Annotated in this window: 27 protein-coding genes; 15 read left to right on the plus strand and 12 right to left on the minus strand. The window is 70.3% G+C overall.

From position 1 onward, the window contains the following. Nucleotides 1-161 precede the first annotated feature (161 nt). Nucleotides 162-1,961: a bifunctional UDP-sugar hydrolase/5'-nucleotidase gene (locus tag AB5J50_RS23980; RefSeq protein WP_369260427.1), complete on the minus strand. Its 1,800-nt coding sequence runs from the start codon at nt 1,959-1,961 to the stop codon at nt 162-164. A gap of 196 nt (nt 1,962-2,157) precedes the next feature. Here AB5J50_RS23980 and mshD point away from each other — a divergent pair, with 196 nt between their 5' ends. After that, nucleotides 2,158-3,084, plus strand: a complete 927-nt coding sequence (gene mshD / locus AB5J50_RS23985; protein WP_369260428.1) for a mycothiol synthase — start codon at nt 2,158-2,160, stop codon at nt 3,082-3,084. Between the two features lie 21 nt (nt 3,085-3,105). On the opposite strand, the gene AB5J50_RS23990 is transcribed toward mshD, so the two are convergent. The 6 genes from AB5J50_RS23990 to AB5J50_RS24015 form a co-directional block, all read right to left on the minus strand. Beyond that, nucleotides 3,106-3,690 carry a hypothetical protein gene (locus AB5J50_RS23990; protein ID WP_369260429.1) on the minus strand — a complete coding sequence of 195 codons (585 nt, stop codon included), beginning with the start codon at nt 3,688-3,690 and terminating at the stop codon, nt 3,106-3,108. 33 nt (nt 3,691-3,723) lie between these two features. Further along, a complete protein-coding gene (locus tag AB5J50_RS23995; RefSeq protein WP_369260430.1) occupies nt 3,724-4,449 on the minus strand; it encodes an ABC transporter in 726 nt (241 codons plus the stop codon). Continuing rightward, on the minus strand, nt 4,434-6,008 hold the full coding sequence (locus AB5J50_RS24000) for an ABC transporter permease (RefSeq protein WP_369260431.1): 1,575 nt from the start codon (nt 6,006-6,008) through the stop codon (nt 4,434-4,436). Before AB5J50_RS24000 ends, AB5J50_RS23995 begins: the two co-directional genes overlap by 16 nt. Then, the gene (locus AB5J50_RS24005; RefSeq protein ID WP_369260432.1) at nt 6,005-6,865 is read right to left on the minus strand and encodes an ABC transporter ATP-binding protein; all 861 of its coding nucleotides are present in this window, start codon (nt 6,863-6,865) and stop codon (nt 6,005-6,007) included. The genes AB5J50_RS24000 and AB5J50_RS24005 overlap by 4 nt, the downstream gene beginning before the upstream one ends. 62 nt (nt 6,866-6,927) lie before the next feature. Further along, nucleotides 6,928-7,782, minus strand: a complete 855-nt coding sequence (locus AB5J50_RS24010) for an anti-sigma factor (RefSeq protein WP_369265495.1) — start codon at nt 7,780-7,782, stop codon at nt 6,928-6,930. Nucleotides 7,783-7,796: 14 nt separating this feature from the next. Further along, a complete protein-coding gene (locus tag AB5J50_RS24015) occupies nt 7,797-8,339 on the minus strand; it encodes an RNA polymerase sigma factor (protein WP_369260433.1) in 543 nt (180 codons plus the stop codon). 156 nt (nt 8,340-8,495) lie between these two features. Between AB5J50_RS24015 and AB5J50_RS24020 the strand changes: the two genes are divergently transcribed. The 11 genes from AB5J50_RS24020 (at nt 8,496) to pstB (ending at nt 20,324) form a co-directional block, all read left to right on the plus strand. Then, the gene (locus AB5J50_RS24020; protein WP_327429837.1) at nt 8,496-8,882 is read left to right on the plus strand and encodes a GntR family transcriptional regulator; all 387 of its coding nucleotides are present in this window, start codon (nt 8,496-8,498) and stop codon (nt 8,880-8,882) included. Next, nucleotides 8,879-9,811, plus strand: a complete 933-nt coding sequence (locus AB5J50_RS24025; protein ID WP_369260434.1) for an ABC transporter ATP-binding protein — start codon at nt 8,879-8,881, stop codon at nt 9,809-9,811. Before AB5J50_RS24020 ends, AB5J50_RS24025 begins: the two co-directional genes overlap by 4 nt. Beyond that, nucleotides 9,808-10,839, plus strand: a complete 1,032-nt coding sequence (locus tag AB5J50_RS24030) for an ABC transporter permease (protein ID WP_369260435.1) — start codon at nt 9,808-9,810, stop codon at nt 10,837-10,839. Before AB5J50_RS24025 ends, AB5J50_RS24030 begins: the two co-directional genes overlap by 4 nt. Then, nucleotides 10,836-11,843: a hypothetical protein gene (locus AB5J50_RS24035; RefSeq protein WP_369260436.1), complete on the plus strand. Its 1,008-nt coding sequence runs from the start codon at nt 10,836-10,838 to the stop codon at nt 11,841-11,843. Before AB5J50_RS24030 ends, AB5J50_RS24035 begins: the two co-directional genes overlap by 4 nt. 340 nt (nt 11,844-12,183) lie before the next feature. Further along, complete coding sequence (locus AB5J50_RS24040; RefSeq protein WP_369260437.1) at nt 12,184-14,415, plus strand: RNA degradosome polyphosphate kinase; 2,232 nt, start codon at nt 12,184-12,186, stop codon at nt 14,413-14,415. Next, on the plus strand, nt 14,396-15,433 hold the full coding sequence (locus AB5J50_RS24045) for a CHAD domain-containing protein (protein WP_369260438.1): 1,038 nt from the start codon (nt 14,396-14,398) through the stop codon (nt 15,431-15,433). The genes AB5J50_RS24040 and AB5J50_RS24045 overlap by 20 nt, the downstream gene beginning before the upstream one ends. Nucleotides 15,434-15,443: 10 nt before the next feature. Further along, on the plus strand, nt 15,444-15,857 hold the full coding sequence (locus AB5J50_RS24050) for an NUDIX hydrolase (protein ID WP_369260439.1): 414 nt from the start codon (nt 15,444-15,446) through the stop codon (nt 15,855-15,857). Between the two features lie 332 nt (nt 15,858-16,189). Continuing rightward, nucleotides 16,190-17,317 (plus strand): phosphate ABC transporter substrate-binding protein PstS, encoded by a 1,128-nt coding sequence (pstS, locus tag AB5J50_RS24055; RefSeq protein WP_369260440.1) that lies wholly within the window; start codon nt 16,190-16,192, stop codon nt 17,315-17,317. Nucleotides 17,318-17,424: 107 nt separating this feature from the next. Next, complete coding sequence (gene pstC, locus AB5J50_RS24060; protein ID WP_369260441.1) at nt 17,425-18,432, plus strand: phosphate ABC transporter permease subunit PstC; 1,008 nt, start codon at nt 17,425-17,427, stop codon at nt 18,430-18,432. After that, the gene (gene pstA / locus AB5J50_RS24065) at nt 18,429-19,499 is read left to right on the plus strand and encodes a phosphate ABC transporter permease PstA (RefSeq protein WP_369260442.1); all 1,071 of its coding nucleotides are present in this window, start codon (nt 18,429-18,431) and stop codon (nt 19,497-19,499) included. The genes pstC and pstA overlap by 4 nt, the downstream gene beginning before the upstream one ends. Before the next feature lie 48 nt (nt 19,500-19,547). Beyond that, nucleotides 19,548-20,324: a phosphate ABC transporter ATP-binding protein PstB gene (gene pstB, locus AB5J50_RS24070; RefSeq protein ID WP_369260443.1), complete on the plus strand. Its 777-nt coding sequence runs from the start codon at nt 19,548-19,550 to the stop codon at nt 20,322-20,324. 115 nt (nt 20,325-20,439) lie between these two features. Here pstB and AB5J50_RS24075 read toward each other — a convergent pair whose 3' ends face one another. From AB5J50_RS24075 to AB5J50_RS24085, 3 genes are all read right to left on the minus strand, one after another. Then, nucleotides 20,440-20,706, minus strand: coding sequence for a hypothetical protein (locus AB5J50_RS24075; protein ID WP_369260444.1), 267 nt, complete (start codon nt 20,704-20,706; stop codon nt 20,440-20,442). A gap of 217 nt (nt 20,707-20,923) precedes the next feature. Then, entirely contained in the window at nt 20,924-21,922 is a 999-nt protein-coding gene (locus AB5J50_RS24080) for an anion permease (protein ID WP_369260445.1), read from the minus strand. Nucleotides 21,923-21,929: 7 nt separating this feature from the next. After that, on the minus strand, nt 21,930-22,550 hold the full coding sequence (locus AB5J50_RS24085; RefSeq protein WP_327429850.1) for a DUF47 family protein: 621 nt from the start codon (nt 22,548-22,550) through the stop codon (nt 21,930-21,932). A 215-nt stretch (nt 22,551-22,765) separates the two neighbouring features. Here AB5J50_RS24085 and AB5J50_RS24090 point away from each other — a divergent pair, with 215 nt between their 5' ends. Beyond that, nucleotides 22,766-23,134, plus strand: coding sequence for a metal-sensitive transcriptional regulator (locus AB5J50_RS24090; RefSeq protein ID WP_327429851.1), 369 nt, complete (start codon nt 22,766-22,768; stop codon nt 23,132-23,134). Between the two features lie 97 nt (nt 23,135-23,231). Here AB5J50_RS24090 and AB5J50_RS24095 read toward each other — a convergent pair whose 3' ends face one another. Continuing rightward, nucleotides 23,232-23,417: a hypothetical protein gene (locus AB5J50_RS24095; protein WP_327429852.1), complete on the minus strand. Its 186-nt coding sequence runs from the start codon at nt 23,415-23,417 to the stop codon at nt 23,232-23,234. Nucleotides 23,418-23,521: 104 nt separating this feature from the next. Continuing rightward, nucleotides 23,522-24,376: a hypothetical protein gene (locus tag AB5J50_RS24100; protein ID WP_369260446.1), complete on the minus strand. Its 855-nt coding sequence runs from the start codon at nt 24,374-24,376 to the stop codon at nt 23,522-23,524. A gap of 93 nt (nt 24,377-24,469) precedes the next feature. Between AB5J50_RS24100 and AB5J50_RS24105 the strand changes: the two genes are divergently transcribed. Continuing rightward, a complete protein-coding gene (locus AB5J50_RS24105; protein ID WP_327429854.1) occupies nt 24,470-24,640 on the plus strand; it encodes a hypothetical protein in 171 nt (56 codons plus the stop codon). Between the two features lie 370 nt (nt 24,641-25,010). Continuing rightward, nucleotides 25,011-26,609 (plus strand): FAD-binding protein, encoded by a 1,599-nt coding sequence (locus AB5J50_RS24110; RefSeq protein WP_369260447.1) that lies wholly within the window; start codon nt 25,011-25,013, stop codon nt 26,607-26,609. Nucleotides 26,610-26,633 lie beyond the last annotated feature (24 nt).

Genomic DNA, 26,633 nt, shown 5'->3' on the forward strand with positions numbered 1-26,633 from the left:
CACCTCATGTTAAGTGCCCTGGCTCACAGAGGACTTGTCTTCGCGGCACAAGCAGGACGGGCGGTACGCATCATCTGGCCCGACGATGCGTACCGCCCCCCTGCCGGCAACCGGAACCGCTGCCGTTACCGCTACCGCACGAATGCGATCTGCTGCACCCGCTACTTCACTACGGTGATCCGGTTCGCCGCCGGTACCGGATAAGGCGTCGTGGCCGACGAGTTGGCCGTCAGGTACGCCTCGAAGGCCGCCAGGTCGTCGCCGCCGATGAGCATGTTCGTGCCCTTGCCGAGTTCGGCGAAGCCGTCGCCGCCGCCCGCGAGGAAGGAGTTCATCGCGACGCGGTACGTGGCGGTGGGGTCAATGGCGGTGCCGTTGAGCTTGACCGAGTCGGCGACGACACGGGCCGCCCCCGTCTTGGTGAGGTCCAGCGTGTAGGTCAGACCGCTGGAGATCTGGAGGATCTTCGGGGCGGCCTCGTTCGAGCCGCTGACCTGCTGCTGGAGTGCGGTGATGACCTGGGCGCCGGTCAGGTCGACCAGGTTGACCGTGTTGGCGAAGGGCTGGACCGTGTAGGCCTCCCCGTACGTCACCACGCCGTCGCCCTCACTGCCGCTCGCCGCGTAGGTGAGACCGGCGCGGATGCCGCCCGGGTTCATCACCGCGAGGTCGGCCTCGGGGTCGAGGGACTTGGCGTACGCGAGCTGCGCGTCGGCGATCATGTCGCCGAGCGGGGACTCGGTGCCGGTGTTGCCGATCTCGCCCGCGATGTAGCCGATGGGGCGCGAGGCGATCGGGGCGGAGAGCGTCTTCCACTTGCTGATCAGGGCCGTCATGTCGGCGGCCTTCGCCACGTCACGGGTGACCACGTGGTTCGCGGACTTCACCGCCGTACGGGCGATGTCGCCGGTCCAGCGGTCGTACGTGAGGGTCGTGTCGGTGTAGAGCCGGCCGAAGGACGCCGCCGAGGTGACCATGCGGGGGTTGCCCGCCGGGTCGTTGATCGTGCAGGCGTACGCCTGGTGGGTGTGGCCGGTGACCAGCGCGTCCACGGCCGGCGTGACGTTCTTCGCGATGTCGACGATCGGGCCGGAGATGCCGTCACCGGCGCCGGGGCTGTCGCAGTCGTAGTTGTACGCCGACGACGCGGGCGCGCCGCCCTCGTGGATCAGCGCGACGATCGACTTCACGCCCTGGCGCTGGAGCACCTTGGCGTACTTGTTGATCGTCTCGACCTCGTCGCCGAACTTCAGGCCCTTGACGCCGTCGGCCGACACGATGTTCGGGGTGCCTTCGAGCGTCACGCCGATGAAGCCGACCTTGACGCCGTTCTTCTTCCACACCCAGTAGGGCTTGAGAATCGGCTTGCCGGTCTTCTCGTCGGTGACGTTCGCGGCGAGGTAGGGGAAGTTGGCGCCGGTGAACTTCTCGCTGTCGTCGTAACAGCCGTCCTTCGGGTGACAGCCGCCGTTCTGCAGCCGGGCCAGCTCTTTGGCGCCCTCGTCGAACTCGTGGTTGCCGACGGAGGTGACATCCAGGTCGAGCTTGTTGAGCGCGTCGATCGTCGGCTCGTCGTGGAAAAGGCCCGAGATCAGCGGGGAGGCGCCGACCATGTCACCGGCGGCGGCCGTGATCGAGTACTTGTTGTCCTTGCGGGCCTCGCGCAGATGCGTGGCGAGGTATTCGACGCCGCCCGCGTCGACCGTCTTCGTCGTGCCGTCCGCCTGGAGCTCCGTGACCCGGCCCGAGGAACCGGTCGGCGGCTCCAGGTTGCCGTGCAGGTCGTTGAAGGACAGCAGCTGCACGTCCTGGTAGCGGCCGCTGCCCTGGTGGTGCAGGGGCGTCGCCTGGTCCTGACCCGCGCTCGCGGGCATCGCCGCGGCCAGCGCACCGACGGTGGCCAGACCGGCGGCGGCCGCGAGAAGGCGATGGGTGTGTCTGTGCCGTGACGTCTGCGGCATGGTTCCCCCCAGTGGGAGCTGTCGGAGTTGTCGGAGCCCCCGGAGCCGTGTCAGCTGTGGGACGGCTGTGGCTGCCGCGTGGCTTTGCCCGCACTTTAGATTCAACGCGCGTAGCGCAACAGGGGTTTCACGGTTACCAGTTGGTTGCCACCGAGGTCACTTCACCATGAAACGGGCAGGCCGTACCCTCATAGCCATGACCAGCGACGACACCGCGCCCTCCGGCCTCTCCCGTGCCATCGAGACCTACACCGCGCTCACCCCGGCCCAGGCCGAGGACGTGCTCCGGCTGCTCGCGGAGGCCGCCCGGGCCGACGGACAGCAGGCGGTGTCCGAGCAGGGGCGGCTCCAGCTGAAGGGCGGAGCCCGCGAAGGCGTACGCCATCTGCTGCTGACCCTCGGCGACGAGCTGATCGGATACGCGCAGCTGGAGGACACCGACCCGGTCGAGGCCCCGGCCGCCGAGCTGGTCGTCCACCCGGCGGTCCGCGGGCACGGGCACGGCCGGGCGCTGGGCTCGGCGCTGCTCGCCGAGTCCGGCAAGCGGCTGCGGGTGTGGGCGCACGGCGGGCACTCCGCCGCCCGGCACCTCGCGCAGGTCCTCGGGCTCACGCTCTTCCGCGAACTGCGGCAGATGCGGCGGCCGTTGGCGGGCCTCGACCTGCCCGAGCCGAAGCTCCCGGACGGGGTGAACGTCCGCGCCTTCGTGCCCGGACGGGACGACGCCGCCTGGCTCGCGGTGAACGCCGCGGCCTTCGCCCACCACCCCGAGCAGGGCTCCCTCACCCAGCGCGACCTGGACGACCGGATGGCCGAGCCGTGGTTCGACCCGTCCGGGTTCTTCCTCGCCTGGCGCGGCGGCGAACTCATCGGCTTCCACTGGACCAAGGTCCACGCCGAGGAAGGGCTCGGCGAGGTGTACGTCCTCGGCGTCCACCCCGGCGCCCAGGGCATCGGCCTCGGCAAGGCCCTCACCACGATCGGGCTCCGCCACCTCGCCGCCCAGGCCCTGCCCACCGCGATGCTCTACGTCGACGCCGACAACAAGGCGGCGGTGACCGTGTACGAGCGCCTCGGCTTCGTCACCCACGAGACGGACCTGATGTACCGGGCGGAGTCCTGACCGCCGCCCCGTGCCGCTCGGCTAGTTGCTGATCTCCGACAGGCACATCGTGAGCAGCGTCGTGCTCCGGCGGGTCTTCGTGTACTTGAGCTGACCGTCCTCGCACTCGCTCGTCGAGCCGGTCTTCTCCACCTTGTAGGCGGCCGCGCTGTTGGTGCAGTCGACGACCTCCAGGTCCGGGCTGCTCTCGGTGCCGTTGTTCTTCATGCAGTCGCCGACCTCGGCGCTGAAGTCGCTGTTGCTGGTGTCGGTGCTGGGCTTGTAGGGCTCGTCGCTCTTCGTGAAGTAGTAGACGCCCGCGCCGATCAGCGCGATCACGAAGACGACGGCCTTGAACAGCGGCGACCGCGAGTTGAACGCGGGCCGCTGCCGCCCGGGCGGCGGCCCCGCCGGCGCCGGGTGCTGCTGGTACGGCGGCTGCCCATAGGGCGGCTGGCCCTGGTAGGGCTGCTGGGGCGGATACGGCTGCTGCTGCCCGTACTGCGGAGGCGGCGGCTGCTGCTGCTGCCCGTACTGCTGCTGGGGCGGATACGGCCCCTGAGGCCCGGGATAGGGCTGCTGGCCATAGGAGTTGTAGCCACCCTGGGGCGGCGGAGGCGTGGACATTCAGGTCCCCCTTGAGCGCGTGCTCACGTCAAGTCAACGATGAGCAAAGGAGGTTACCCGCCACCGCTGTGTGGGTTCCGCCATGCGGCACACGACGACCAGCGCCGCCACGGCCAGGATCCCCGCCCACCGCTGGTGCGCGGCGTCCCAGCGCGGGTCGGTCACCGCCACGAACAGCTCCCAGCGGTCGGGGAGCAGCAGGGCCGCGCCGAGTGCGGTGCCCACCAGCCCCGAGGAGACCGCGATCCCCGGTTCGGCGGTCTCCGTGTACCGCACGACCAGGGTCGCGGCGGCCAGGGCCAGCACGGCGGTGGCCGCCGCCTCCAGGGTGACCGCGCCGACCGGGGGCCGGCCCTGCTCCGGTACGAGGAGCAGGGCGGCCGTCCACCACAGCGCCGCGAGCGGGGCGACGAGCGCCATCCGCAGCCCGGTCCGCACCGGCCGCCGGGCCGGCACCGCGGCGGTGGTGTGCCGGGCCGGGTCGTCCAGCAGGAACGCCAGGCCCAGCCCGAAGGCGAGCGCGGCGGCCCGCAGCACGCTGAGGCAGAGCCATCCGTCGTCCGGGGCGGAGAACATCCGCGGGATACCGGCCAGCAGCAGCCCCAGGACGGCGCCCGTGGCGAGGGCCCTGCGCGGCAGGGTGCGCCACACCGGTCGCGCGAGGGCACGGATCAGGGCGTACGGGCGCCGCGTGGCCGGCGTCCGCTCCAGGGCCGGCGTGCCCGGCCCGGGGGCATCACCCGTCACTGCTCTCCGCACGAGTCACCCTCCGATGCCGAGCCGTTCGCCTTCGCGCCGGCCGGGACCCCGAGCAGCTCGGCCACCCGTGCCGTCGACGTCTTCGGGGACGTGAGCTCCGCCCAGTGGGCCTTCACCTTGGGGACGACGCCGTAGCGGGACTTCTCCAGCAGCTCCCGGACGACGCGCGTCTGCTCGGCGCTCAGGGACAGGCCGTTGGTCGGGGTCAGCACCAGACCGGCGCCCTTGACACTGTCGTCCAGGCGAACGTTCTTGAACGCTTCCATCGGGTCGGGCAGCGCGCCCAGCGCCAGCCACACGGTGGTCACCGCACGGCCGCCGCAGATCTCGCCGCCGGACTTCTCGTCGCCCGCGACCAGGACCGAGGCGACGCCGACCGCGAACTCCGGGACGCGGTTGCCGCCCCAGCGCGTGCCGACCGTCACAGTGGCCGGGGTGGTGGCCGAGGGGAGCGCCGCGTCGCTGGTCAGCCCGTAGCGGGCGTCGATCCGCTGCCGTACGGTGATCCGTTCGCCCCCGGCACTGCCGCCCGCGAGGGACTGGACACGGTCGACGATCCCGGCCCAGTCGGCGGTGCGGCCGGTCCACTCGGGGAAGGCGCAGTACGTCGACCTGCCGTGCTCGACGCAGGACTGCACCTTCTGCGGGCTGACGGACGCCTTCGTGCGGGCCGCGAGCAGCCCGGCCGAGTCACCCGGGGACTGCCCGACGACCCCCGCGGCGGTGGCGGCGAGCGCGAGGGCGGTGACCGCCTTGACCGCGCGGGTACGACCGCCGCCCAGCAGCACGGCGAGGCACAGCAGCAGCACCACGAGCCCGGCCAGATACAGCGCGTGCCAGGCGGCCGGCCGGCCCAGCAGTTCGGACGGGAACGGGTCGGCGCCCCTTTCGGAGACGGCCGGCCACAGCCACTCCTCCCAGCGCGCACCACCGGAGGCCGACGAGGCCAGGGTGGCCATGGCGGAGAGGCCGACGACGAAGAGCGGGGCGGCGAACGAGTTGCGGATCAGCCGCGCGGACAGCACGCCGAGGACGCCGGACAGCAGCACCATCAGCGGAGCCACGGCCAGTTCGGCCGCCGATCCGTGGCCGACGGCGCCCGGCTTCATCGCCGCCCAGGTGAACTGGAAGGCGACCACGAGCGCGGTGAGCGCGGCACAGGGCACGACGGACAGCCCGTGCGCCACCGTACGCCGCCACGGCTCCATGACCAGGACGTCGAGGTGCCGGTCCGTGTCGCGTCGGCGGGAGCGCAGCACGGCCCGGTTGACGCAGACGAAGATCGCGACAGCCAGGAGCAGCGGACCGCTCTGGGTGTCCCGGTCGACGTTCTGGAGGACCGGGTACTCGTCCATGCCCTCCCGGCCGGAGAACAGCTGCCAGCCGGTGTAGCCGACGTACAGCAGGAAGAAGATGAACACCGGGATCTGCAGGAACAGTTCCCGGGCTTCGAAGCGGGCGAGGGCGAGGACGGCGGCCGTCCTGGACGTTCCGGCCGGAGCGGTCGGCTCCACCCCCGTGGGGGCCGCCTCCGTGACCGTGTGTGTGGTGGCGCTCATGCCGCCACCTCCGCGGGCTCGCCGTCGAGGGTGAGCAAGTAGCCGTCCTCCAGGGTGGGTTCGACGAGGTCGGCGCCCTCGGGCGGATCGCCGACATTGCGGAAACTGCCTGTGCCCGTGCGCCAGCCGGCCCGTGCGCCCGGGTCGCGTTCCGTGCTGCTCCACACCCGGCCCGCCGCCCGCGCGGTCAGTTCGGCCGGAGTGCCGTCGAAGCGGACCCGGCCGCCGGTCATGACGATCACGCGGTGGCAGAGCATCGCCACGTCCTCGGTCTGGTGGGTGGAGAGCAGTACCGTCCGCCCCTCGCCCGCCTGTGCGATCAACTCCCGGAAGCGCATGCGCTGTTCGGGGTCCAGGCCCACGGTCGGCTCGTCCAGGACGAGGAAGCCGGGGTCGCCGACCAGCGCGGCGGCCAGCGCGACCCGCTGGCGCATACCGCCGGACAGCTTCTTGATGCGCTTGCTCCGGACGTCGGAGAGGCCGACGGCCTCCAGGACGCGCCGTACCTCCCGGTGCCGGGCGGTGCGGTTCGTCATCTCCTTCAGGATCGCCACGTAGTCGACGAACTCGAAGGCGGAGAAGTCGTGGTGGAAGCCGGGCGTCTGCGGCAGATAACCGAGCGTGCGCCGGACGTCGAGGCGTCCCGCCGTCGTACTCGGGTCGTGCCCGAGGACCGTGAAGGCACCCCGGTCGGCGGGCACGGCGGTGGCGAGCACCCGCAACAGGGTGGTCTTCCCGGCGCCGTTGGGTCCGAGCAGTCCGGTGACGCCCTCACGCAGCCGCACGGAGACGTCGTCGAGCGCGACGGTCCCCCCGAAGCGGAGGCTCAGGCCGGAGGCGGAGACAGTGGGGGTCATACGAGCGGTGCTCCTGTCGGAGAAGGAGTGGTGGTGGTCGGGGACGGGGGCGGGGGCGGCGCTCACGCGGCACCCCCGCCGGAGAAGGGCCCGTACACCGTCGAGGAGTCGAACCGGTCCCGTACGAGATAGAGGAGACCGGCGGCCAGGGCGGTGACCGCCGCGGCGACCGTCTGGCCCGTCGCGGTGAACGGGGCGAGTGTCGCGCCGGACGCGGTCCTCGCGTGGGCCGCCGCCAGCAGCGCGACCCAGGCCCCGCCGACCAGGGAGGGCGCGAGGACCGGGCCGATTCGGGCGGTCAGCGCGAGGCCGGTGCCGGTGAGGGCGAGGGCGGGCAGCAGCCAGGCCAGGGCGTGCAGGCCGTACGAGGGGAGGGCGAGGGTCGCGAGACCGTTCAGCCCGAGGCCCGCCGTCAGGACCGCGACCGTGCGGATCATCAGCAGGCGGAAGCCGTGGGTCGGCGTGACGGCCACCATCTCGTACGTCGGGTCGAGGGCGGGTCCGTAGGACAGCGCGACCCCGGCGAGCGGGAGCAGCGGTGCGAGGGCCAGGAACAGGGTGGGAGTGGCCGACGTCCGCATGGAGTAGGACGCCAGCACGGTCATCATCAGGACGGCGGCGACCGCCCCGAGCCAGGAGGCGCGCAGTACGGGGGTGGCCGTCAGCAGCCGTGCGGTGTGGTCGGCGACGCCGATCCGCACCAGCAGGGCCTCGACGAGACCGGGGCGCGGCGCGTCCAGCTCGGCGTCGAGCCGCTCCCAGCCCGCGTCCAGCGCGACCGGGTCGCTCACCTCGGCCAGGGCCGCCCGGCATTGCGCGCAGGAGGCGAGGTGGGTGTCGGCGGACCACAGCCGGGGAGCCGCCAACTCGCCCTGTACGTAAGCCTGGAGGTCTTCCTCCGGCACATGCCATGTCATACGCATGTCGTCGCTCATGCCAACTCCTCCCGCAGCTGCTTGCGTGCACGCAGGGCGCGCGTCTTGACGGTGCCCGGCGGAATGCCGAGCAGGACGGCGGCTTCCCGGGTGGTGAGTCCGTCGATCACCGTGGCCTGGAGGACCGCGCGCAGTTCGGGTGACAGACGGGTCAACGCGCCCGCGAGGTCGCCGTGTTCGACGCCGGCCAGGACGCGCTCCTCGGCCGAGGCCTCGTCGCGGTGGCGCAGGCGTGCCAGGGCCTGCCGCATGCGGCCGCGCGCTCCGTCACCGCGCAGGGCGTCGATGAGCCGGCGCGAGCCGATGCGCCACAGCCAGCCGGCCGCGTCACCCTCCTCGCGGTAGCGGGCGGTGCCGCGCCACACGGCGAGGAACGTCTCCTGTACGACGTCGTCGACGACCCCGGCGTCCGCGCACCGGCCGCGCAGCCGCGCGGTCAGCCATGGCGCGTACCGCCGGTACAGCTCTTCGAAGGCGCGACGGTCCCCGTCCGCCGCGATGGCCCGCAGCAGCTCCCCGTCGCTTCTTGTTTCCCTCACGACCCCTCATCGGACGAGCCCCACCGATCGGTTCACGCACCGGCCCACAAAATTTCCGGCCCGCAGAATCTCGCTCTTGACGATCTCGCTCTTGACGCCGGGCACCATCTTGCACCACCCTTTCACTACTCAATTAGTGAAAGGGTGGTTGTCCGAGTGGTCGAGTACCGCATCGACCGGCGCAGCGGCGTCGCCACCTACGTCCAGATCGTCCAGCAGACCAAACAGGCCCTGCGCCTGGGCCTGCTGGAGCCGGGCGACAAGCTCCCCACGGCCCGCGAGGTCGTGGAAGCCACCGCTATCAATCCGAACACCGTCCTCAAGGCCTACCGCGAGCTGGAGCGGGAGGGCCTGGTCGAGGCGCGGCGGGGCCTCGGCACCTTCGTACGGAAGTCGCTGGGCGCCGCCCCGGCCGACTCCCCGCTGCGCGCCGAACTCGACGCCTGGGCCGCCAGGGCCCGCGCGGCCGGACTCGACCACGACGACGTCGCGGCGCTCTTCACCGCCGTGCTGGACGAACACTTCAAGGGAGACCAGGAATGACCCACACCGCCATAGAGGCGGCCGGACTGGGCAAGCGGTTCGGACGGCGGGGAGGCTGGGCGCTGCGCGACTGCTCCTTCCGGCTCCCCGCGGGACGCGTCTGCGCCGTCGTCGGCCCCAACGGCGCGGGCAAGTCGACGCTGCTGGCCCACGCGGCCGGGCTGCTCGCTCCCACCGAGGGCTCCCTCACCGTGCTGGGCACCGACCCGGCAGCCGCCCGCGAGCGCGTCGCCTACGTCGCCCAGGACAAGCCCCTGTATCCGCAGCTCACGGTCGCCGACACGCTGCGGCTGGGCCAGGAGCTGAACCAGGCTCGCTGGGACGCCCCGGTCGCCGAGCGGATCACGTACGACGGCGGCGGGCTGGACCCGAAGGCGAAGATCCGCTCCCTCTCCGGCGGCCAGCGCACCCGCGTGGCCCTCGCCCTCGCGCTCGGCAAGCGGGCCGAACTCCTGCTCCTCGACGAACCGATGGCCGACCTCGACCCGCTGGCCCGGCACGAGCTGATGGGCGTGCTGATGGCCGAGGCCGCCGAGCACGGCACCACGGTCGTGATGTCCTCGCACGTGGTCGCCGAGCTGGAGGGCTCCTGCGACCACCTGCTGCTGATCGGCGGCGGCCGGGTGCGCCTGGCGGGCGACCTGGACGACCTGCTGGCCGCGCACACCCTCCTCACCGGCCCCGCGCACTCCCCCGACGGAGCCGCCCGGGACCTCACCCCGCACACCGTCGTCGAGGCCCGTACCACCGGACGGCAGCTCACGGCGGTCGTCCGCCGCAGCGGTCCGCTCGGCGACGACTGGCGCACCGCCGAGCCGTCCCTGGAGGAGCTGGTCCTCGCGTATCTGCGCAACCCCGAAGCTCCCGCACTGTCCCTGGACCCGGCCAAGGTCCCCGCCCGCACCGCCGCCCAGGAGCCCGCCGTATGACCGCCCTCGCCTCCACCGGCACCCCGACGGGACCCGCCGGCCGCCCGTTCGCCATGACCCGTATGACGCTCCTGCTGCACCGCCCCGCCCTGTACACCTGGGTGGGTGTGTCCGTCGTCGGCGCGGCCCTGATGCTGTGGCTGTACGGCCCGCTCACCGACGCGGCGGCCACCGCGTGGCGGGAGTACTTCGCCTGCGGGAAGAGCACGTGCTCGTACGACCAGAACGCGATCCTCACGTACAAGACGGTCTCCCAGTACGCCACTTACGCGATGAACCTCGTGCCGTTCCTCGTCGCCGCCTGGGCGGGCGCCTCGCTCATCGGCCGCGAACTGGAGAACGGCACCGCACAGCTCGTCTGGGCCCAGTCGGTCTCCCCGGCCCGCTGGCTGGCCGCCAAGCTCGCCGTCCCGGCCGCGCTCGTCACCGCCGGCACGAGCGTGCTCGTCCTGCTGCACCGCATGGTGTGGTTCAAGGGCCGCGGAAAGATCGACAGCGCCAAGCCCTGGGCCGAGGAATTCACCTTCCACGCCAACGGCACGACCACGATCGCCTTCGCCCTGGCCGGCCTCGCCTTCGGCGCGCTCGCCGGAATCGCGCTGCGCCGCTCGCTGGCCGCGCTCGTCGTGGCCGTGCTGTGCACGGCGGGAATCCGCTTCGCCGTCAGCCTGGCGCTGCCCCACCTCTGGCCGTCGGTGACGACCGTCACCAGCCTCACCCACAACAGCCCCAAGGACCTGGGCCTCATGGTCGACGGCGGTCTCCTGACCTCCTCCGGTGCCCGCATCGCCGACCCGCTCTGCGGCACCAGCCACTACGCGATGTGCCGCGCCGCCTACAAGAAGCTCGACGCCGTCAGCTACTACAGCGACTCCCACCCCTTCTCCCACTTCTGGCCCCTCCAGCTCACGGCGACCGCCCTGGTGCTCGCCCTCGCCGGCCTCGCGGTCCTCGTCTCCTTCCGCCTGCTGAAGCGGCGCACCGGCGCCTCCACCGTCACCGCCACCTACAAGGAGCCCGCCGCATGACCGCAGCCACCGCCGCGCCGCAGCTCGCCCGGCGCGCCCTCCCGTTCGTCCCGCGCGGCACGGCCCGGGCGGTACTGCGGGTGCACCGCACCGCGCTGTGGGCCTGGTGGGCGCTGGTCGCGGCGGCCTCGGCCGGCCTGCTGTGGGCTTACTGGCTCGGCACCGATGCCGTACGGGAGTTGAGCCACAGGGTGTCCTCGTGCGCCGCCGACACTTCGTGCGTGGACTCCACGCTCGACAGCCCGACGTACGAGTTCTACGACACGGTCACCTCGCTGGCCACCTCCGCCGTGGCCTACCTGCCCTACCTCGTCGCCGCCTGGGCGGGCGCCACCCTGGTCGCCCGTGAGCTGGAGAGCGGCACGTCCGCCCTCGCCTGGACGCAGTCCGTCCCGCCCGTACGCTGGCTCGCGGCCAAGCTCGCCGTCCCGGCCGCGCTCGTCACCGCCGGTACGAGCGTGCTGGTGCTGCTGCACCGCCTGATGTGGAGCGACGCGCGGGACATCCTCGGCCAGGACTGGTACCTGTCGGACGCCTACCGCTCCAACGGCCCGGTCGCCGTCGGCGCTGCCCTGTGCGCACTGGCCGTGGGCGCCCTCGCGGGCCTCCTGGTCCGCCGTACGCTGCCCGCGCTGGGCCTCGCCGTCGTCGTCACCCTGGCCGTACAGAACCTCGGCGATCTCTACCGGGACAGCCTGTGGCCCGCGGTCACCGTCACCGGATCGGCCGCCTCCAACCTCCCCAGCACCGCGCTCCAGCTCGAACACGGCGTGGTCCTCACCTCCGGCAAGCGGATCGGCAACGACCTGGCCTGCGTCGACAACGACACGGCCGTCGACCTCAAGCGGTGCATGAGCAAGAACGGCATCTCCGACCTCTGGGCCACCTACCACCCGAAGTCCCACTTCTGGCCCCTCCAGCTGGTGGAGACCGGCATCCTGCTCGCCGCCGCCGCACTCGCCACCGCCGCCGCCTTCTGGCTGCTGCGCCGCCGTACCCCCTGAAAAGGCACAGACATGTACGCGTCCCACGGGGGTGGGCGCGGACGAGGCTCCCGGGCGTGTTCTGGACGGATGTCCGTTCATGTAGACGTCCGGGAGCCGCCCCCCGCTATCCCGCACGTCATGTCGCCGTAACCATCGATTCAGACGACCTTGCGACGCTCAACCAATGAAGCCCGCCGTGCCCGAGCCTTCGCCTCCGCCGGAGAACGAGTCCTCGCCGACGACGGGGAGTGAGCGTACGCCAGCGATCCGGAACCGGAATGGGAACTTCCGAATCGCCGCGCTGCCGCTTGCCCTCTCCGACGCGCCGGTCTCGCCCTCAGCGCGGAAGAATGGGTCCATGAACCAGCCCAGCGCCCAGGCACCGGTCCAGCACCCCCAGCCGTCCGTCGGCTCCATAGCCGCTCACCGCCCGCACACCGTGTCGGCGGTGGCCTCCGATCTCGAGCCCGACCTCGACGCCGACCTCGACACGTACGAGGACACGGTGCAGGACGGCATCACCCTGCCGCAGGGCCGCTTCCTGGACCGCGAGCGCAGCTGGCTCGCGTTCAACGAGCGTGTTCTGGAGCTCGCCGAGGACCCGAACACGCCCCTCCTGGAGCGCGCCAACTTCCTGGCGATCTTCGCCAGCAACCTGGACGAGTTCTTCATGGTCCGGGTGGCGGGCCTGAAGCGCCGTATCGCGACCGGCGTGGCCACGAAGTCCGCCTCCGGGCTCCAGCCCCGTGAGGTCCTGGAGATGATCTGGGCCCGTTCCCGCGAGCTCATGGCCCGGCACGCGGCCTGCTACCAGGAGGACGTCGCCCCCGCGCTCGCGGAGGAGGGCGTCCACCTGGTCCGCTGGAGCGAGCTGACGGAGAAGGAGCAGGCCCGCCTCTTCACCCTGTTCCGGCACCAGATCTTCCCGGTCCTCACCCCCCTGGCGGTCGACCCCGCGCACCCCTTCCCGTACATCTCCGGCCTGTCCCTGAACCTGGCCGTCGTCGTACGCAACCCGGTCAGCGGCCACCGCCACTTCGCCCGCGTCAAGGTCCCGCCGCTGCTCTCCCGCTTCCTGGAGGCCTCGCCGAACCGTTACGTCCCCATCGAGGATGTGATCGCGGCCCACCTGGAGGAGCTGTTCCCGGGCATGGAGGTGTTGGAGCACCACACCTTCCGGCTCACTCGGAACGAGGACCTGGAGGTCGAGGAGGACGACGCCGAGAACCTGCTCCAGGCGCTGGAGAAGGAGCTCATGCGGCGCCGCTTCGGGCCGCCGGTGCGCCTGGAGGTCGAGGAGTCCATCGACCGGTACGTCCTCGATCTCCTCGTACGCGAGCTGAAGATCTCCGAGGCCGAGGTGTACCCGCTGCCGGGTCCCCTGGACCTCACGGGCCTCTTCGGCATCGGCTCCCTCGACCGGCCCGAGCTGAAGTACCCGAAGTTCATCGCGGGCACCCACCGCGACCTCGCGGAGGTCGAGTCGGCGTCCGCGCCCGACATCTTCGCCGCCCTGCGCGAACGGGACGTCCTCCTCCACCACCCGTACGACTCCTTCTCCACCTCCGTCCAGGCGTTCCTGGAGCAGGCGGCGCTGGACCCCGACGTCCTCGCCATCAAGCAGACCCTGTACCGGACTTCGGGCGACTCGCCGATCGTCGACGCGCTGATAGACGCCGCCGATTCCGGCAAGCAGGTCCTCGTCCTGGTCGAGATCAAGGCCCGCTTCGACGAGCAGGCCAACATCAAGTGGGCCAGGAAGCTCGAAGAGTCCGGCTGCCATGTCGTGTACGGCCTGGTCGGTCTGAAGACCCACTGCAAGCTGTCGCTCGTCGTACGGCAGGAGGGCGACACCCTGCGCCGCTACTCCCACGTCGGCACGGGCAACTACCACCCGAAGACGGCCCGGCTGTACGAGGACCTCGGCCTGCTCACCGCCGATCAGCAGGTCGGCGCGGACCTCTCCGACCTCTTCAACCGGCTGTCGGGCTACTCGCGCCGCGAGACCTACCGCCGTCTCCTCGTCGCCCCCAAGTCCCTGCGCGACGGCCTGATCTCGCGGATCAACAAGGAAGTACAGCACCACCTCGCCGGACGCCCCGCCCATGTCCGCATCAAGGTCAACTCCATGGTGGACGAGGCCCTCATCGACTCGCTGTACCGCGCGTCCCAGGCCGGGGTACCGGTCGACGTGTGGGTGCGCGGCATCTGCGCGGTACGCCCCGGCGTCACGGGCCTGTCCGAAAACATTCGGGTCCGCTCCGTCCTCGGCCGCTTCCTCGAACACTCCCGGATCTTCGGCTTCGGCAACGGCGGCGAGCCCGAGGTGTGGATCGGCAGCGCCGACATGATGCACCGCAACCTCGACCGGCGGATCGAGGCCCTGGTCAGGGTCACCGACCCGGCTCATCGCGCGGCCCTCAACCGGCTGCTCGAGACCGGCATGTCCGACACCACCGCATCCTGGCACCTGGGCCCCGACGGCGAGTGGACGCGGCACGCGACCGACGCGGATGGCCAGCCCCTGCGGAACGTCCAGGAGATGCTCATAGACGCCCGGAGGCGCCGGCGTGGCACAGCAGCACCTTGATCCCCCCACCGACCCCACGGCCGGGCCCGTCACCAGTGATGCCCTCGCGGGCTATCTGCGGGCCCAGGCCACGGAGTTCCTCCGTTCGCTGCGCCAGCACCGGGAAACCGGCGCCGGCGCGGCCAGCGGCTCGGCCGAGTCGGTCGCCGCGGCGCGCGCCCTGCGCCGCTCGGCCCGCCGCATCAGCGGCAGCCTCCACACCTTCCGGCCCCTGCTCGACACGGACTGGTCGGAGGGCATGCGCCCCGAACTGGCCTGGCTGTCCGGCACGCTGGCACGGGAGCACGCGTACGGGGCCCGCCTGGAGCGACTGCTCGGCGCGCTGAACCGGCTGTCGGGCTCGGCCGCCCTCCCCTCCCAGGCCTCCGGCGCGAACGCGCACCCGACCCCCAAGGGCACTCTGACCGTCGGCGCGGCGAAGGCGGGCGCCCTCCTCGACCGCCAGCTGACCCTCGCCCGCACCCGGGCCCACTCCGCGGCCCTTCAGGCGCTGGGTTCCTCCCGTTTCCACGCCGTCGCCGACAGCGTCGCCGTCCTCGCCAGCGAGGTCCCGCTGACCCCGGCGGCGCCCGCGACCGATCTGCGCCCGCTGGCCGCCGCCGCGGCGGACCGCCTCACCGACGCCGTCGCCGCGCTGCCCCTGGTCACCGCGGGCCACCCCTACAACGCGCAGGCCCTCGTGCACGGCCTCTCCGCCGACACCGCGCCGCAGCCCCAGGACGCCCCCTGGCACCAGGTCCGCCTGCTGCTCCGGCTGCACCGCTACGCCCGCGAACTCATGTACGGCGACGAGTGCCCCACCGACGTACGACTCCTCGCCGCGGGCCAGGCCCTCAACCGGCACCGGGACGCGGCGGAGGCGGCATCGGCCGCGGCCTCGGCGGCCCGCACCCCACGGATCGCCCCGGCGACGGCGTACGCGCTCGGGGTGCTCCACGCCGACCAGCGGCACGAGGTCGAGGCGGCACGGTTCGCGTTCCAGCAGGCATGGCAGAAGGAAGCGGTACGCACCCTCTGAGGGAGGCCCGATGGCCGACGACACCATCCAGGCGGCGGGCTGCGTCCTGTGGCGCCGCTCCCCGGTCGACGGCGAACTGGAGGTCTGTCTCGTCCACCGCCCGAAGTACGACGACTGGTCCCACCCCAAGGGCAAACTGAAACGCTCCGAGGACCCCCTCGCGGGCGCCCTGCGCGAGGTGGAGGAGGAGACGGGCTACACCGCCGTCCCAGGCGCCGCCCTCCCCACCCTCCACTACACGGTCGCCGGCCGCCCCAAAGAGGTCCACTACTGGGCAGCCGAGGCAACGACGGGCCACTTCACCCCGAACCGCGAGGTGGACCGCGTCCTCTGGCTCTCCCCCACAGCGGCCCGCAACCGCCTGACCCAGCCAAGGGACCGCGACCTCATAGTGTCGCTTTTGAGCACATTCCACCTGACCTGAGCACAACCGCGCCCCTTCAGGGGCGCGGGGAACTGCGCGAGCAACCACAGACAACCCGCACGTAACGCAAACCTCACCCGCACGTCACCCCCCGGCCCAGCCCAATGGAATGCCCCCGTGTCCTAGACGTGAGCGTTCCGTTACCTCACCGCACCGACCGCAGGGGTTCACCCTCCGTTCACTTACGGCCATCAGCGGCTTCACCTGATCTGCCTAATTTCGGCCTTACACGGTGCGGAGCACGTCCTGGACGTCTCCCCCGTATTACGGACCGCTTTACACAGACCTCGCACGCCGCCACCAGACGGCGGCTCCTGGAAGGAAATCCCGAAGTGAAGCTTCAGCGCATGAACCGGCGGGCCCTCACCCTCGGTGCTCTCGCCGTCTCCGGCGCCCTGGCCCTCACGGCGTGCGGCTCTGACGACACCAGCGGCGGCACCAAGTCGACCACGGGTGCCACCGCCAAGGCCGGCAACATCGACTGTGGATCCGCCAAGGGTCAGCTCCTCGCCAACGGCTCGTCCGCCCAGGCCAACGCCATCCAGGCGTGGACCAAGGCCTACACGACCGAGTGCAAGGACGTGCAGATCAACTACAAGCCCGAGGGTTCCGGTGCCGGTGTCACCGCGTTCCTCCAGGGCCAGGTCGCCTTCGCCGGTTCGGACTCCGCGCTGAAGCCCGAAGAGGTCACGCAGTCGAAGTCGGTCTGCAAGGACAGCCAGGCCATCGACCTCCCGATGGTGGGCGGCCCGATCGCGATCGGCTACAACGTCCCGGGTGTCGACAACCTGGTCCTGGACGCGCCGACCCTCGCGAAGATCTTCGACAGCAAGATCAAGACGTGGGACGACGCCGCGATCAAGAAGCTGAACCCCGACGCGAAGCTTCCCAGCACCAAGATCCAGGCGTTCCACCGCTCGGACGACTCCGGCACCACGGACAACCTCACCAAGTACCTGATCGCCGCCGCGCCCGACAACTGGAAGTACTCGGGCGGCAAGGCCTGGCAGGCCGAGGGCGGCCAGTCCGCTCAGGGCTCCTCCGGCCTGGCCCAGCAGGTCAAGCAGACCGCGGGCGCGATCTCGTACTTCGAGCTCTCCTACGCCAAGGACGGCATCAGCACCGCCGCCCTGGACACGGGCGCCTCCGCCCCGGTCAAGGCCACGATCGACAACGCCACCGCGGCCATCTCCGCGGCCAAGGTCGTCGGCACCGGCAGCGACCTCTCCCTCCAGCTCGACTACAAGACCAAGGCCGAGGGCGCCTACCCGATCACCCTGGTCACGTACGAGATCGTCTGCGAGAAGGGCAACAAGGCGGACACCCTGCCCGCCGTCAAGTCCTTCCTCACCTACACCGCGAGCCAGGACGGCCAGGACTCCCTGAAGGCCCTGGACTACGCCCCGATCCCGACCGAGATCAACGCCAAGGTCCGCGAGACCGTCGCGAACCTGAGCTGACCCAGCGTGCGGCTCACTCCCTGACGGGGGTGGGCCGCACCGTCCGGTGCACCGCCGCCTGGAGCCGAGGGACAATCTCCCAAGGCTCCGCAGACCGGAGAACCCCAATGGACATATCTACGCAATCAACTGCTCCCCCCACCCCTTCGGGCCGGCCGACCCCGGCGAAATCGAAGCGCGCGGCCCGTGGCGCCACCCGCCCGGGCGACCGGATCTTCCTCGGCCTGTCCCGGGGCTCCGGCATCCTGCTGCTGGTGATCATGGCCGCCATCGCGGCGTTCCTCACCTACCGCGCGTCCCTGGTCCTCAGCAAGAACGAGGGCAACTTCCTCACGACGTTCGAGTGGAACGCCAACAACACCCCGCCGGTCTTCGGCATCGCGGTCCTCGCCTTCGGCACGATCATCTCCTCGATCATCGCCATGGCCATCGCGGTCCCGATCGCGGTGGGCATCGCGCTGTTCATCACGCACTACGCCCCGCGCAAGCTCGCCGGCACCATCGCGTACGTCGTGGACCTGCTGGCCGCCGTACCGTCCATCGTGTACGGCCTCTGGGGCGCACTCTTCCTGGTGCCGAACCTCACCGGCTTCTACAGCTGGCTCAACGACTACTTCGGCTGGACCGGCGTCCTCTCCTGGCAGGACGGCGCCCCGCGCACCCTCCTCGCCGTCGGCATCCTGCTGGCGATCATGATTCTGCCGATCGTCACCAACGTCAGCCGTGAGGTCTTCCGGCAGGCGCCCCTGATGCACCAGGAAGCCGCCCTCGCGCTCGGCGCCACCCGCTGGGAGGTCATCCGCATGTCGGTGATCCCCTTCGGCCGCTCCGGAGTGATCTCCGCCTCGATGCTGGGCCTCGGCCGAGCCCTCGGCGAGACGATGGCCGTCGCCACCGTCCTGTCCCCCAGCTTCGAGATCAACGCCAGCCTGCTCGACCCGGGCGGCGGCACCTTCGCCCAGAACATCGCCGCCAAGTTCAGCGAGGCGAGCGAGCAGGGCCGTGACGCGCTCATCGCCTCCGGTCTGGTGCTCTTCCTCATCACGCTGCTGGTCAACGGCGCGGCCCGCGCGATCATCGCCCGCCGCAAGGAGTACTCGGGGGCCAACGCATGAGCCACGCAACCGCCACCGCACCCGCCCCGCGCCCCAGCACCCTGCGCGGCGCCACGCTGCCCAAGTGGTCTCCGTGGGCGATCGCCGGCGGCTCCATCGCCGTCGCCGTGGGCATCGGTCTGGGCTTCGGCCTCAGCAGCAAGGTCCAGTGGGGCCTGATCGCCGCGTTCCTCTTCGTCCTCGGTACGTACGTCATCGCCGCCAAGGTCGAGGGCCGCCGCCAGGCGAAGGACCGCGTCGCGACCAGCATCGTCTGGGTCTCCTTCATCCTTGCCGTGATCCCGCTGGCCTCGCTCATCTGGACGACGGTCAGCAAGGGCGTGAAGGTCCTCGACTTCTACTTCCTGACCCACTCCATGGGCATGACCGCCGACACCGAGGCCGGTGGCGGCATCTACCACGCCATCATCGGCACCCTGGAGCAGGTCGGCCTCGCCACCCTGATCTCCGTGCCGATCGGCCTGCTCACCGCGATCTACCTGGTCGAGTACGGCCGGGGCACGCTCGCCAAGGCCGTCACCTTCTTCGTCGACGTCATGACGGGCATCCCGTCGATCGTCGCGGGCCTGTTCATCCTCAGCTTCTGGATCCTGATCCTCGGCTTCGGCTACTCCGGCTTCGCCGGGGCGATGGCCCTGTCCATCCTGATGATCCCGGTCGTGGTCCGCTCCACCGAGGAGATGCTCAAGCTCGTCCCGAACGAGCTGCGCGAGGCATCGCTCGCGCTGGGCGTCCCGAAGTGGCGCACCATCCTCAAGGTCGTCCTGCCGACGTCACTCGGCGGTATCACGACCGGTGTGATGCTGGCCGTCGCCCGTATCGCCGGTGAGACCGCGCCCGTGCTGCTCCTCGTCTGGGGCAACCCGCTCATCAACACGGACCCGTTCAACGGCCCGCAGTCCTCGCTCCCGCTGTACATCTACCAGCAGTACCAGAACAGCGGCGGCAGCCCGGCGGCGTACGACCGGGCCTGGGCGGCGGCGCTCGTCCTCATCGCCTTCATCATGATCCTCAATCTGGCGGCCCGCGGCATCGCCCGCTGGAAGGCCCCGAAGACCGGTCGCTGACGCGGCCACTCAGCGACTGATCCGGAATCTGGAAGCGAAGTAACCACCATGGCCAAGCGAATCGACGTAAGCGGACTCACCGCCTACTACAGCGCCCACAAGGCGATCGAAGACATCTCCATGACGGTCGAGCCCCGCTCGGTGACGGCCTTCATCGGCCCCTCCGGCTGCGGCAAGTCGACCTTCCTGCGCACCCTCAACCGCATGCACGAGGTCACCCCCGGTGGCCGCGTCGAGGGCAAGGTGCTCCTGGACGACGAGGACCTGTACGGGAACGGGATCGACCCCGTCGCCGTGCGCCGCACGATCGGCATGGTCTTCCAGCGCCCCAACCCCTTCCCCACGATGTCGATCTTCGACAACGTGGCGGCGGGCCTCAAGCTCAACGGCTCCTACAAGAAGTCCGAGCTCAGCGACGTCGTCGAGAAGTCCCTCAAGGGCGCGAACCTCTGGAACGAGGTCAAGGACCGCCTGAACAAGCCGGGTTCGGGTCTGTCGGGCGGCCAGCAGCAGCGTCTGTGCATCGCCCGCGCGATCGCGGTGGAGCCCCAGGTCCTGCTGATGGACGAGCCCTGCTCGGCCCTGGACCCGATCTCCACCCTCGCCATCGAGGACCTGATCGGTGAGCTCAAGGAGCGCTTCACGATCGTCATCGTGACGCACAACATGCAGCAGGCCGCCCGCGTCTCCGACCGCACCGCGTTCTTCAACCTGGCCGCGGTCGGCCAGCCCGGCCGCCTCATCGAGATCGACGACACGGAGCGCATCTTCTCCAACCCGTCGGTCCAGGCGACGGAGGACTACATCTCGGGCCGCTTCGGCTGACCGAGCCGTCCACAAGAACCCCTCGCGGTGCTGCATGGCGGTGCCACCGCGAGGACGAGAAGGGCCCGCCCCTGGCTCCCGGGGGCGGGCCCGCTCGTTTCCGGCCGGACAGTCCCTAGAGGGGGCTACCGGCGTACTGCCTCTCCCAGGCACTGCACGTGCCCTCCTTCACGTCACCGTCGTCCCGGATACAGACCTGGATGTACACGTACGAGGTCTCGGAGACGTTGTGGTCCTCGTACACGCACTCGCCGAAACCGTTGCCGTCGTAGATCGAGTGCTCGGTACCGCTCGCGCCGACCTTCCAGTAGCCGATGACGCCGGCGCCGTCCTTCCAGTTGTCGCAGCCCGAGAAGTGGTCGCCGTAGCTCTCGAAGTACATGGATCCGGCCCAGTCCACGTACGAGCCCGACGCAACGGTGTCGAGACCCCCACCCTCGTATGGCGCGTTCTATTCGAACGCTTGAGCCCAGAAGCCAGCAGCGATCGCGGCGGCACCCCCGGCTTTTACGAAAGCGGTTGCACCTTCACAGGAATGGCCCGCTCCGGAAGCCGGAGCGGGCCATTCACTGGTACTGGCAGGGGTACTGGCGTGAGTACTACAGGAACGCCAGATTCACGACCCAGAAGCTGAGGGCAGCCACCAGCCCCGCCGCCGGCATGGTGATGAACCAGCCCATGACGATGTTCTTGGCGACACCCCAGCGGACGGCGTTCAGACGCTTGGTCGCGCCGACGCCCATGATCGCGGAGGTGATGACATGGGTCGTGGAGATCGGCGCCTTGAAGATGTACGCCGTGGCGAACATGATCGACGCACCGGTCGTCTCGGCCGCGAACCCCTGCGGCGGGTCGAGCTCGATGATCTTGCGTCCGAGCGTCCTCATGATCCGCCACCCACCCGCGTACGTACCGAGGGACAGCATCGCCGCGCAGACGATCTTCACCCAGACCGGGATCGGATCGCCCTGCTTCTGGACGTCTCCGATGACCAGGGCCATCACCACGATGCCCATCGTCTTCTGCGCGTCCTGGAGACCGTGACCGAGCGCCATGCCTGCCGCGGACACCGTCTGCGCGATACGGAAACCGCGCTTGGTCTTGTGCGGGTTGGACCGCCGGAACAGCCACATGATCGCGGTCATCACGAGGTAACCGACGATCAGACCGACGACCGGCGACAGGAACATCGGGATGACGATCTTGTCGAGGACACCGGACCAGTACACCGTCGTACCGCCCGCCAGCGCCGCGCCCACCATGCCGCCGAACAGAGCGTGCGAGGACGAGGACGGCAGGCCGAAGTACCAGGTGATGAGGTTCCAGGTGATCGCGCCGATCAGCGCGGCGAAGAGGATGCCCATCCCCTTGGAACCCTCGGGCGTCTGGATCAGCCCCTCGCTGACCGTCTTGGCGACACCGCTGCCGAGGAAGGCACCGGCGAGGTTCATCACCGCGGCCATGGCGAGCGCCGCCCGCGGGGTCAGCGCCCGCGTGGACACCGACGTGGCGATCGCGTTCGCCGAGTCGTGAAAGCCGTTCGTGTACGTGAATCCGAGCGCGACCCCAATGGTCACGATCAACGCAAAGGTGTCCATGAAGGGGTCAGGACTCCTTGACCGCGATGGTCTCCACCGTGTTGGCCACGTGCTCGAAGGCGTCCGCCGCCTCCTCCAGCACATCCACGATCTGCTTGAGCTTCAACACGTCCATGGCGTCGTACTTGCCATTGAAGAGATGGGCGAGCAGCTTGCGGTGGATCTGGTCGGCCTGGTTCTCCAGGCGGTTGACCTCGATCCAGTACTCGGTGAGGTTGTCCATGGTCCGAAGGTTCGGCATGGCCTCGGCGGTCAGCTCGGCGGCGCGCGCCAGCACCTCGATCTGCTGCTCCACACCCTTGGGGAGTTCCTCGACCTGGTAGAGGACCACCAGGTCGACGGCCTCCTCCATGAAGTCCATGATGTCGTCGAGGGACGAGGCCAGGTTGTAGATGTCCTCGCGGTCGAACGGCGTGATGAACGAGGAGTTCAACTGGTGGAAGATCGCGTGCGTCGCATCGTCACCGGCGTGTTCCGCGGCCCGCATACGCTCTGCGATCTCAGCCCGGCCGGCGGTGTCCGCCCCGAGCAGTTCCATGAGGAGTTTCGAGCCCGTGACGATGTTGTCCGCGGATGCGGAGAACATGTCGTAGAAGCTCGTCTCCCTGGGGGTCAGACGAAAGCGCACGTTGGGGTCCTCGGGGTGCTTCGGTTCGGTCAGGCTGATGCTAGGCGCATCATCCGGCCACGGCTAATGGGCCGTCCCCCAGTGTCGCCCATCGGGCACAGTGATCAGCACAGGGTCCGGTCCCGCCATTGGGCAAGGGCCCTATACCCAGCAAAGTTCGATACCATATACCCACTAGGGGTATCAGTTAGCGGTTCAGTCAGCGGGAGGACGCGATGACGACCACCGAGGCCGGCGCGACGACGCCCTCCGGCGAAACCCAGGAAGCCGCACCGGAGATCGTGACCGACCACGACCGCGGTGTCCACGGCTACCACAAGCAGAAGGACGAGCACCTCAAGCGCCTGCGCCGCATCGAGGGCCAGATCCGCGGTCTGCAGCGGATGGTCGACGAGGACGTCTACTGCATCGACATACTCACCCAGGTCTCCGCCTCCACGAAGGCCCTCCAGTCCTTCGCCCTCCAGCTCCTGGAGGAGCACCTGCGCCACTGCGTCGCGGACGCGGCCGTGAAGGGCGGCGCCGAGATCGACGCGAAGGTCGAAGAGGCGACGAAGGCGATCGGCCGGCTGCTGCGCACGTGAGCGGTATATGACGTACGCGAGCTGCATATGACGTAGGTGAGGCGTGGCGGGGACCAGGCCACGCCCAGGCGTCAAGGGCAAGGGAGCGGGAGCAGCCCTACTCCTCCGCACCCCGCTCATCAGCACGCTCTTCAGCCACTTTCAGCACCTCGTCGATGCTCTCAAGACTGAGCCGGTCCTCATGGGCGGCCGAGGCCGCGATGATCAGGTCGCCGCACAGCTCGATCTCGGCGAGGGCCACGTGGTCCTGAACTGCCGTACCGCCGACCGGAGCCACGTGCATCACCTCTTCCTGCCGTCACCGACTTCCTAGGGTAGGGAGCGGCCTACACACCGCGCATGGCACGGAAGGGCCATTTCCGGCCCCCCTGCTCGGCTTCTGCTCGGCTACTGCTCGGCGATCTTCCCGGCGAAGATGTCCCCGGAATCCGGAAGCCGTACGTCGGCGGGGACACCGAAGTCGTACAGCAAGGTCGTCGAGGCAACCGCGACGGTGCCCTTCTGCTGCCCGTTGACGAAGCTGAACCGGTGGCGGACCTTGCGCAGCCGCCCCTGGTCGTCGAGGTAGGCGTCGAACGGCACTTCGGCGGTGGCGAACCCTTTCGCCGCCGCCTTGAGCGCCAACCGCTGCCCCTTCGACGCACTGCGGGCGGCAACGTGCAGATCGGCGGTCCCGCGATAGTGCCGCACCGGGGTCCCGGCCACCTCCGTCTTCCCCAGATACGTCGCCGTCCGCGTCCCCCGCAACAACTCGGCCGCGGCGAACGGGTCGGTGGCGCCACCGGTGACGAGGTTCCCGTCCGAGAGACCGGCCGTGTCGACGCGAACCCACTTGTCGGCGGGGACGCCGGCGCCACGGTTCTTCATGAACAGGGCGCCCGGGGCGAGGAGTTCGGTGATCGGCCGGTGCTCATCCGCGCCGGCCGGATCCTCCGGCAACAGCACCTTGAACCGCCCCATCTGGTCCTTGAAGTCGTACACGCCCTCACCTCGGATGGTGACCCGCGTCCCGCCGGTGGCCATCTCCATGGACGTACGGGCCCTCGCGCTGCCCGCGCGCTCCAGCGTGGTCGCTGCGCTGTGCAGCACCGCGACGGAGTCGGCACCGACACGGCCGCTCTCGGCGGCGGCCCCGCCACCGGAACACCCCGCGCCACACACCATCGCCCCGGCCACCAAGGCCGCGACGACGACCAGGCCGACCAGCCTTTCCTCCTGCGCCTGCGCCACCTGCGCCACCATCGCCTGCCCTCCCTCTCGTTCCGGTTAACGACGAGTAGGGGCGCTCGTCACGCGGTGGCATCCCGTTCACTTGCCTTGGGTAACGTTGTTGGCGTGGCACAGCAGGACGAGACCAACTCCTCCCCGGAACACCGCACAACGACGGTCGAACAGGGCCGCTTCTGCGTAGCCCGCTGCACCTGCGGCTGGCGCGGCCCGGCCCGCAGAGCCCGCAGCATGGCCCGCACGGACGCGGAGGGCCACGGCGACGGCCCACTGGCGTAGCAGGGCTCCGCCCCAGACCCCGTTCGGTTGTGTTTTGGCTGCGGGTGAGTGGGGGCTGGGCGCGCAGTTCCCCGCGCCCCTTAAAAGCCCCCGGGGCGCAACCCCATGCTTTTAGGGGCGCGGGGAACTGCGCGACAAGCCCCCACCGCCCCGCAGCCGACGAACAACCCCCTGTCTTTCAGGGGCGCGGGGAACTGCGCAATCTTTTAGGGGGTCTGGGGGCGCAGCCCCCAGGAATGGGACGGGTAGGGGCGGCGGGGGCGAGCACCTCTTGCGCTTCTGCCACGCTGTAACGATTCTGTGGCGCACACCCGTGGAACCCCCGAGCCCGACGCCCCGTCTCGTTCCACGAAACCCACGGGAGGCGCACATGCAACGGCGTACGTTCATCGGCGGAGCCACCGCCGCACTAGCGGCGGCAGCAACATCGGCGTGCAACGGCAACGACACCGCCGCCACCAAGGCCACCGGCACCACCGGCACCACCGAGACGACGGGCGCCTCCACCCCCATACGCACGTCCACCACCAGCACCGGCACCAGCACCAGCACCCGAGCCACCGCCGCCAACTGGACCGCCCTGTCCAGAGACCTGGACGGCGCCCTGGTCCGCCCCGGCGACCGCAGCTGGCCGGCCGCCCACCAGCTCTACAACACACGCTTCGACAACCTGACCCCCGCCGCCGTCGCGTACATCGCCCACGCCGACGACATCCGCACCACGATGGACTACGCCCGCGCCCACGGCATCAAGGTCTCGATCCGCAACGGCGGCCACTCGTACGCCGGCTGGTCCTCCGGCAACGGCCGCCTGGTCATCGATGTCTCCAAGCTGAACAAGATCCGGGCGAGCGCGAACGAGGCGGTCGTCGGCGCCGGCTCCAAGCTGATCGACGTCTACCGCGCCCTCGCGGCGAAGGGCGTCACCATCCCCGCCGGCTCCTGCCCCACGGTCGGCGTCTCCGGCCTGACCCTCGGCGGCGGCCACGGCGTGGTCTCCCGGGCGTACGGCCTCACCTGCGACAGCCTCACCCAGGCGACCCTGATCACGGCCGACGGCAAGCAGCTCACCGCGAACGCCACCGACCACAAGGACCTCTTCTGGGCCCTGCGCGGCGCCGGCAACGGCAACTTCGGCGTCGTCACCGAGCTGCGCTTCAAGACCCACCCCGCGCCGCAGGCCGTGTCGGCGTACATGACCTGGCCCTGGGCCAAGGCCGCCGCCGTGGTGAAGGCCTGGCAGGAGTGGGGCCCGGACCAGCCGGACGAGATCTGGTCGTCCTGCCACATCGCGAACGCGGCGGGCGGCACCCCCACGGTCTCCATCGCGGCCTTCTCACTCGGCACGTACACCGAGCTCCAGAACGCCGTGGACCGCCTGGCCGACAAGATCGGTTCGCCCGCGCGCAGCGTCTCCCTCAAGAAGCGCTCGTACGAGGACTCCATGGAGGTGTACGCGGGCTGCTCCTCCTTCGCGACCGACGCCCAGTGCCACCTCCCGGGCTCGACACCGGGCCGCTCCCCGCAGGGCGCGCTCGGCCGAGAGACCTACGCGGCCCGCTCGGACTTCTTCGACCGCTCGATCTCGACGGCGGGCATCCAGACGCTGCTCAACCAGATGTCATCGGTGCGAGGCGGCGCCGGCAGCATCGCGCTCACCGCGCTGGGCGGCGCGGTCAACCGCGTGGCCCCCACCTCCACGGCCTTCGTCCACCGCCGCTCCCGCATGCTCGCCCAGTACATCGTCTCCTGGCAGGCAGGCACCTCCGGTACGACAGCCCAGTCCTGGCTGACCACCGCCCACACCGCCATGTCCCGCTACGCCTCGGGCGCCGCCTACCAGAACTACACCGACGCCACCCTCACCGACTGGCGCAAGGCGTACTACGGCGACGCGGCCACCCGCCTCACAACCCTGAAGCACCAGTACGACCCCAACCGCTTCTTCACGTTCCCGCAGGCGCTGTAGGCCTGTTCTTTGGCTGCGGGTGGG

Origin of the sequence: Streptomyces sp. R35, from assembly GCF_041053035.1 — a bacterium.
GTDB lineage: Bacteria > Actinomycetota > Actinomycetes > Streptomycetales > Streptomycetaceae > Streptomyces > Streptomyces lutosisoli.

Excerpts from the sequence above, each read along its gene's own strand:
- AB5J50_RS24050 (WP_369260439.1), top strand. The coding sequence starts at position 15,444 with ATGGCCGACGACACCATCCAGGCGGCGGGCTGCGTCCTGTGGCGCCGC.
- AB5J50_RS23990 (WP_369260429.1), bottom strand. The coding sequence starts at position 3,690 with ATGTCCACGCCTCCGCCGCCCCAGGGTGGCTACAACTCCTATGGCCAG.
- AB5J50_RS23980 (WP_369260427.1), bottom strand. The coding sequence starts at position 1,961 with ATGCCGCAGACGTCACGGCACAGACACACCCATCGCCTTCTCGCGGCC.
- AB5J50_RS24095 (WP_327429852.1), bottom strand. The coding sequence starts at position 23,417 with ATGCACGTGGCTCCGGTCGGCGGTACGGCAGTTCAGGACCACGTGGCC.
- AB5J50_RS24000 (WP_369260431.1), bottom strand. The coding sequence starts at position 6,008 with ATGAGCGCCACCACACACACGGTCACGGAGGCGGCCCCCACGGGGGTG.
- pstA (WP_369260442.1), top strand. The coding sequence starts at position 18,429 with ATGAGCCACGCAACCGCCACCGCACCCGCCCCGCGCCCCAGCACCCTG.
- mshD (WP_369260428.1), top strand. The coding sequence starts at position 2,158 with ATGACCAGCGACGACACCGCGCCCTCCGGCCTCTCCCGTGCCATCGAG.
- AB5J50_RS24100 (WP_369260446.1), bottom strand. The coding sequence starts at position 24,376 with ATGGTGGCGCAGGTGGCGCAGGCGCAGGAGGAAAGGCTGGTCGGCCTG.
- AB5J50_RS24005 (WP_369260432.1), bottom strand. The coding sequence starts at position 6,865 with ATGACCCCCACTGTCTCCGCCTCCGGCCTGAGCCTCCGCTTCGGGGGG.
- pstB (WP_369260443.1), top strand. The coding sequence starts at position 19,548 with ATGGCCAAGCGAATCGACGTAAGCGGACTCACCGCCTACTACAGCGCC.
- AB5J50_RS24025 (WP_369260434.1), top strand. The coding sequence starts at position 8,879 with ATGACCCACACCGCCATAGAGGCGGCCGGACTGGGCAAGCGGTTCGGA.
- pstC (WP_369260441.1), top strand. The coding sequence starts at position 17,425 with ATGGACATATCTACGCAATCAACTGCTCCCCCCACCCCTTCGGGCCGG.
- AB5J50_RS24010 (WP_369265495.1), bottom strand. The coding sequence starts at position 7,782 with ATGACATGGCATGTGCCGGAGGAAGACCTCCAGGCTTACGTACAGGGC.
- AB5J50_RS24080 (WP_369260445.1), bottom strand. The coding sequence starts at position 21,922 with ATGGACACCTTTGCGTTGATCGTGACCATTGGGGTCGCGCTCGGATTC.
- AB5J50_RS24030 (WP_369260435.1), top strand. The coding sequence starts at position 9,808 with ATGACCGCCCTCGCCTCCACCGGCACCCCGACGGGACCCGCCGGCCGC.
- AB5J50_RS24075 (WP_369260444.1), bottom strand. The coding sequence starts at position 20,706 with ATGTACTTCGAGAGCTACGGCGACCACTTCTCGGGCTGCGACAACTGG.
- AB5J50_RS24110 (WP_369260447.1), top strand. The coding sequence starts at position 25,011 with ATGCAACGGCGTACGTTCATCGGCGGAGCCACCGCCGCACTAGCGGCG.
- AB5J50_RS24090 (WP_327429851.1), top strand. The coding sequence starts at position 22,766 with ATGACGACCACCGAGGCCGGCGCGACGACGCCCTCCGGCGAAACCCAG.
- AB5J50_RS24040 (WP_369260437.1), top strand. The coding sequence starts at position 12,184 with ATGAACCAGCCCAGCGCCCAGGCACCGGTCCAGCACCCCCAGCCGTCC.
- AB5J50_RS24035 (WP_369260436.1), top strand. The coding sequence starts at position 10,836 with ATGACCGCAGCCACCGCCGCGCCGCAGCTCGCCCGGCGCGCCCTCCCG.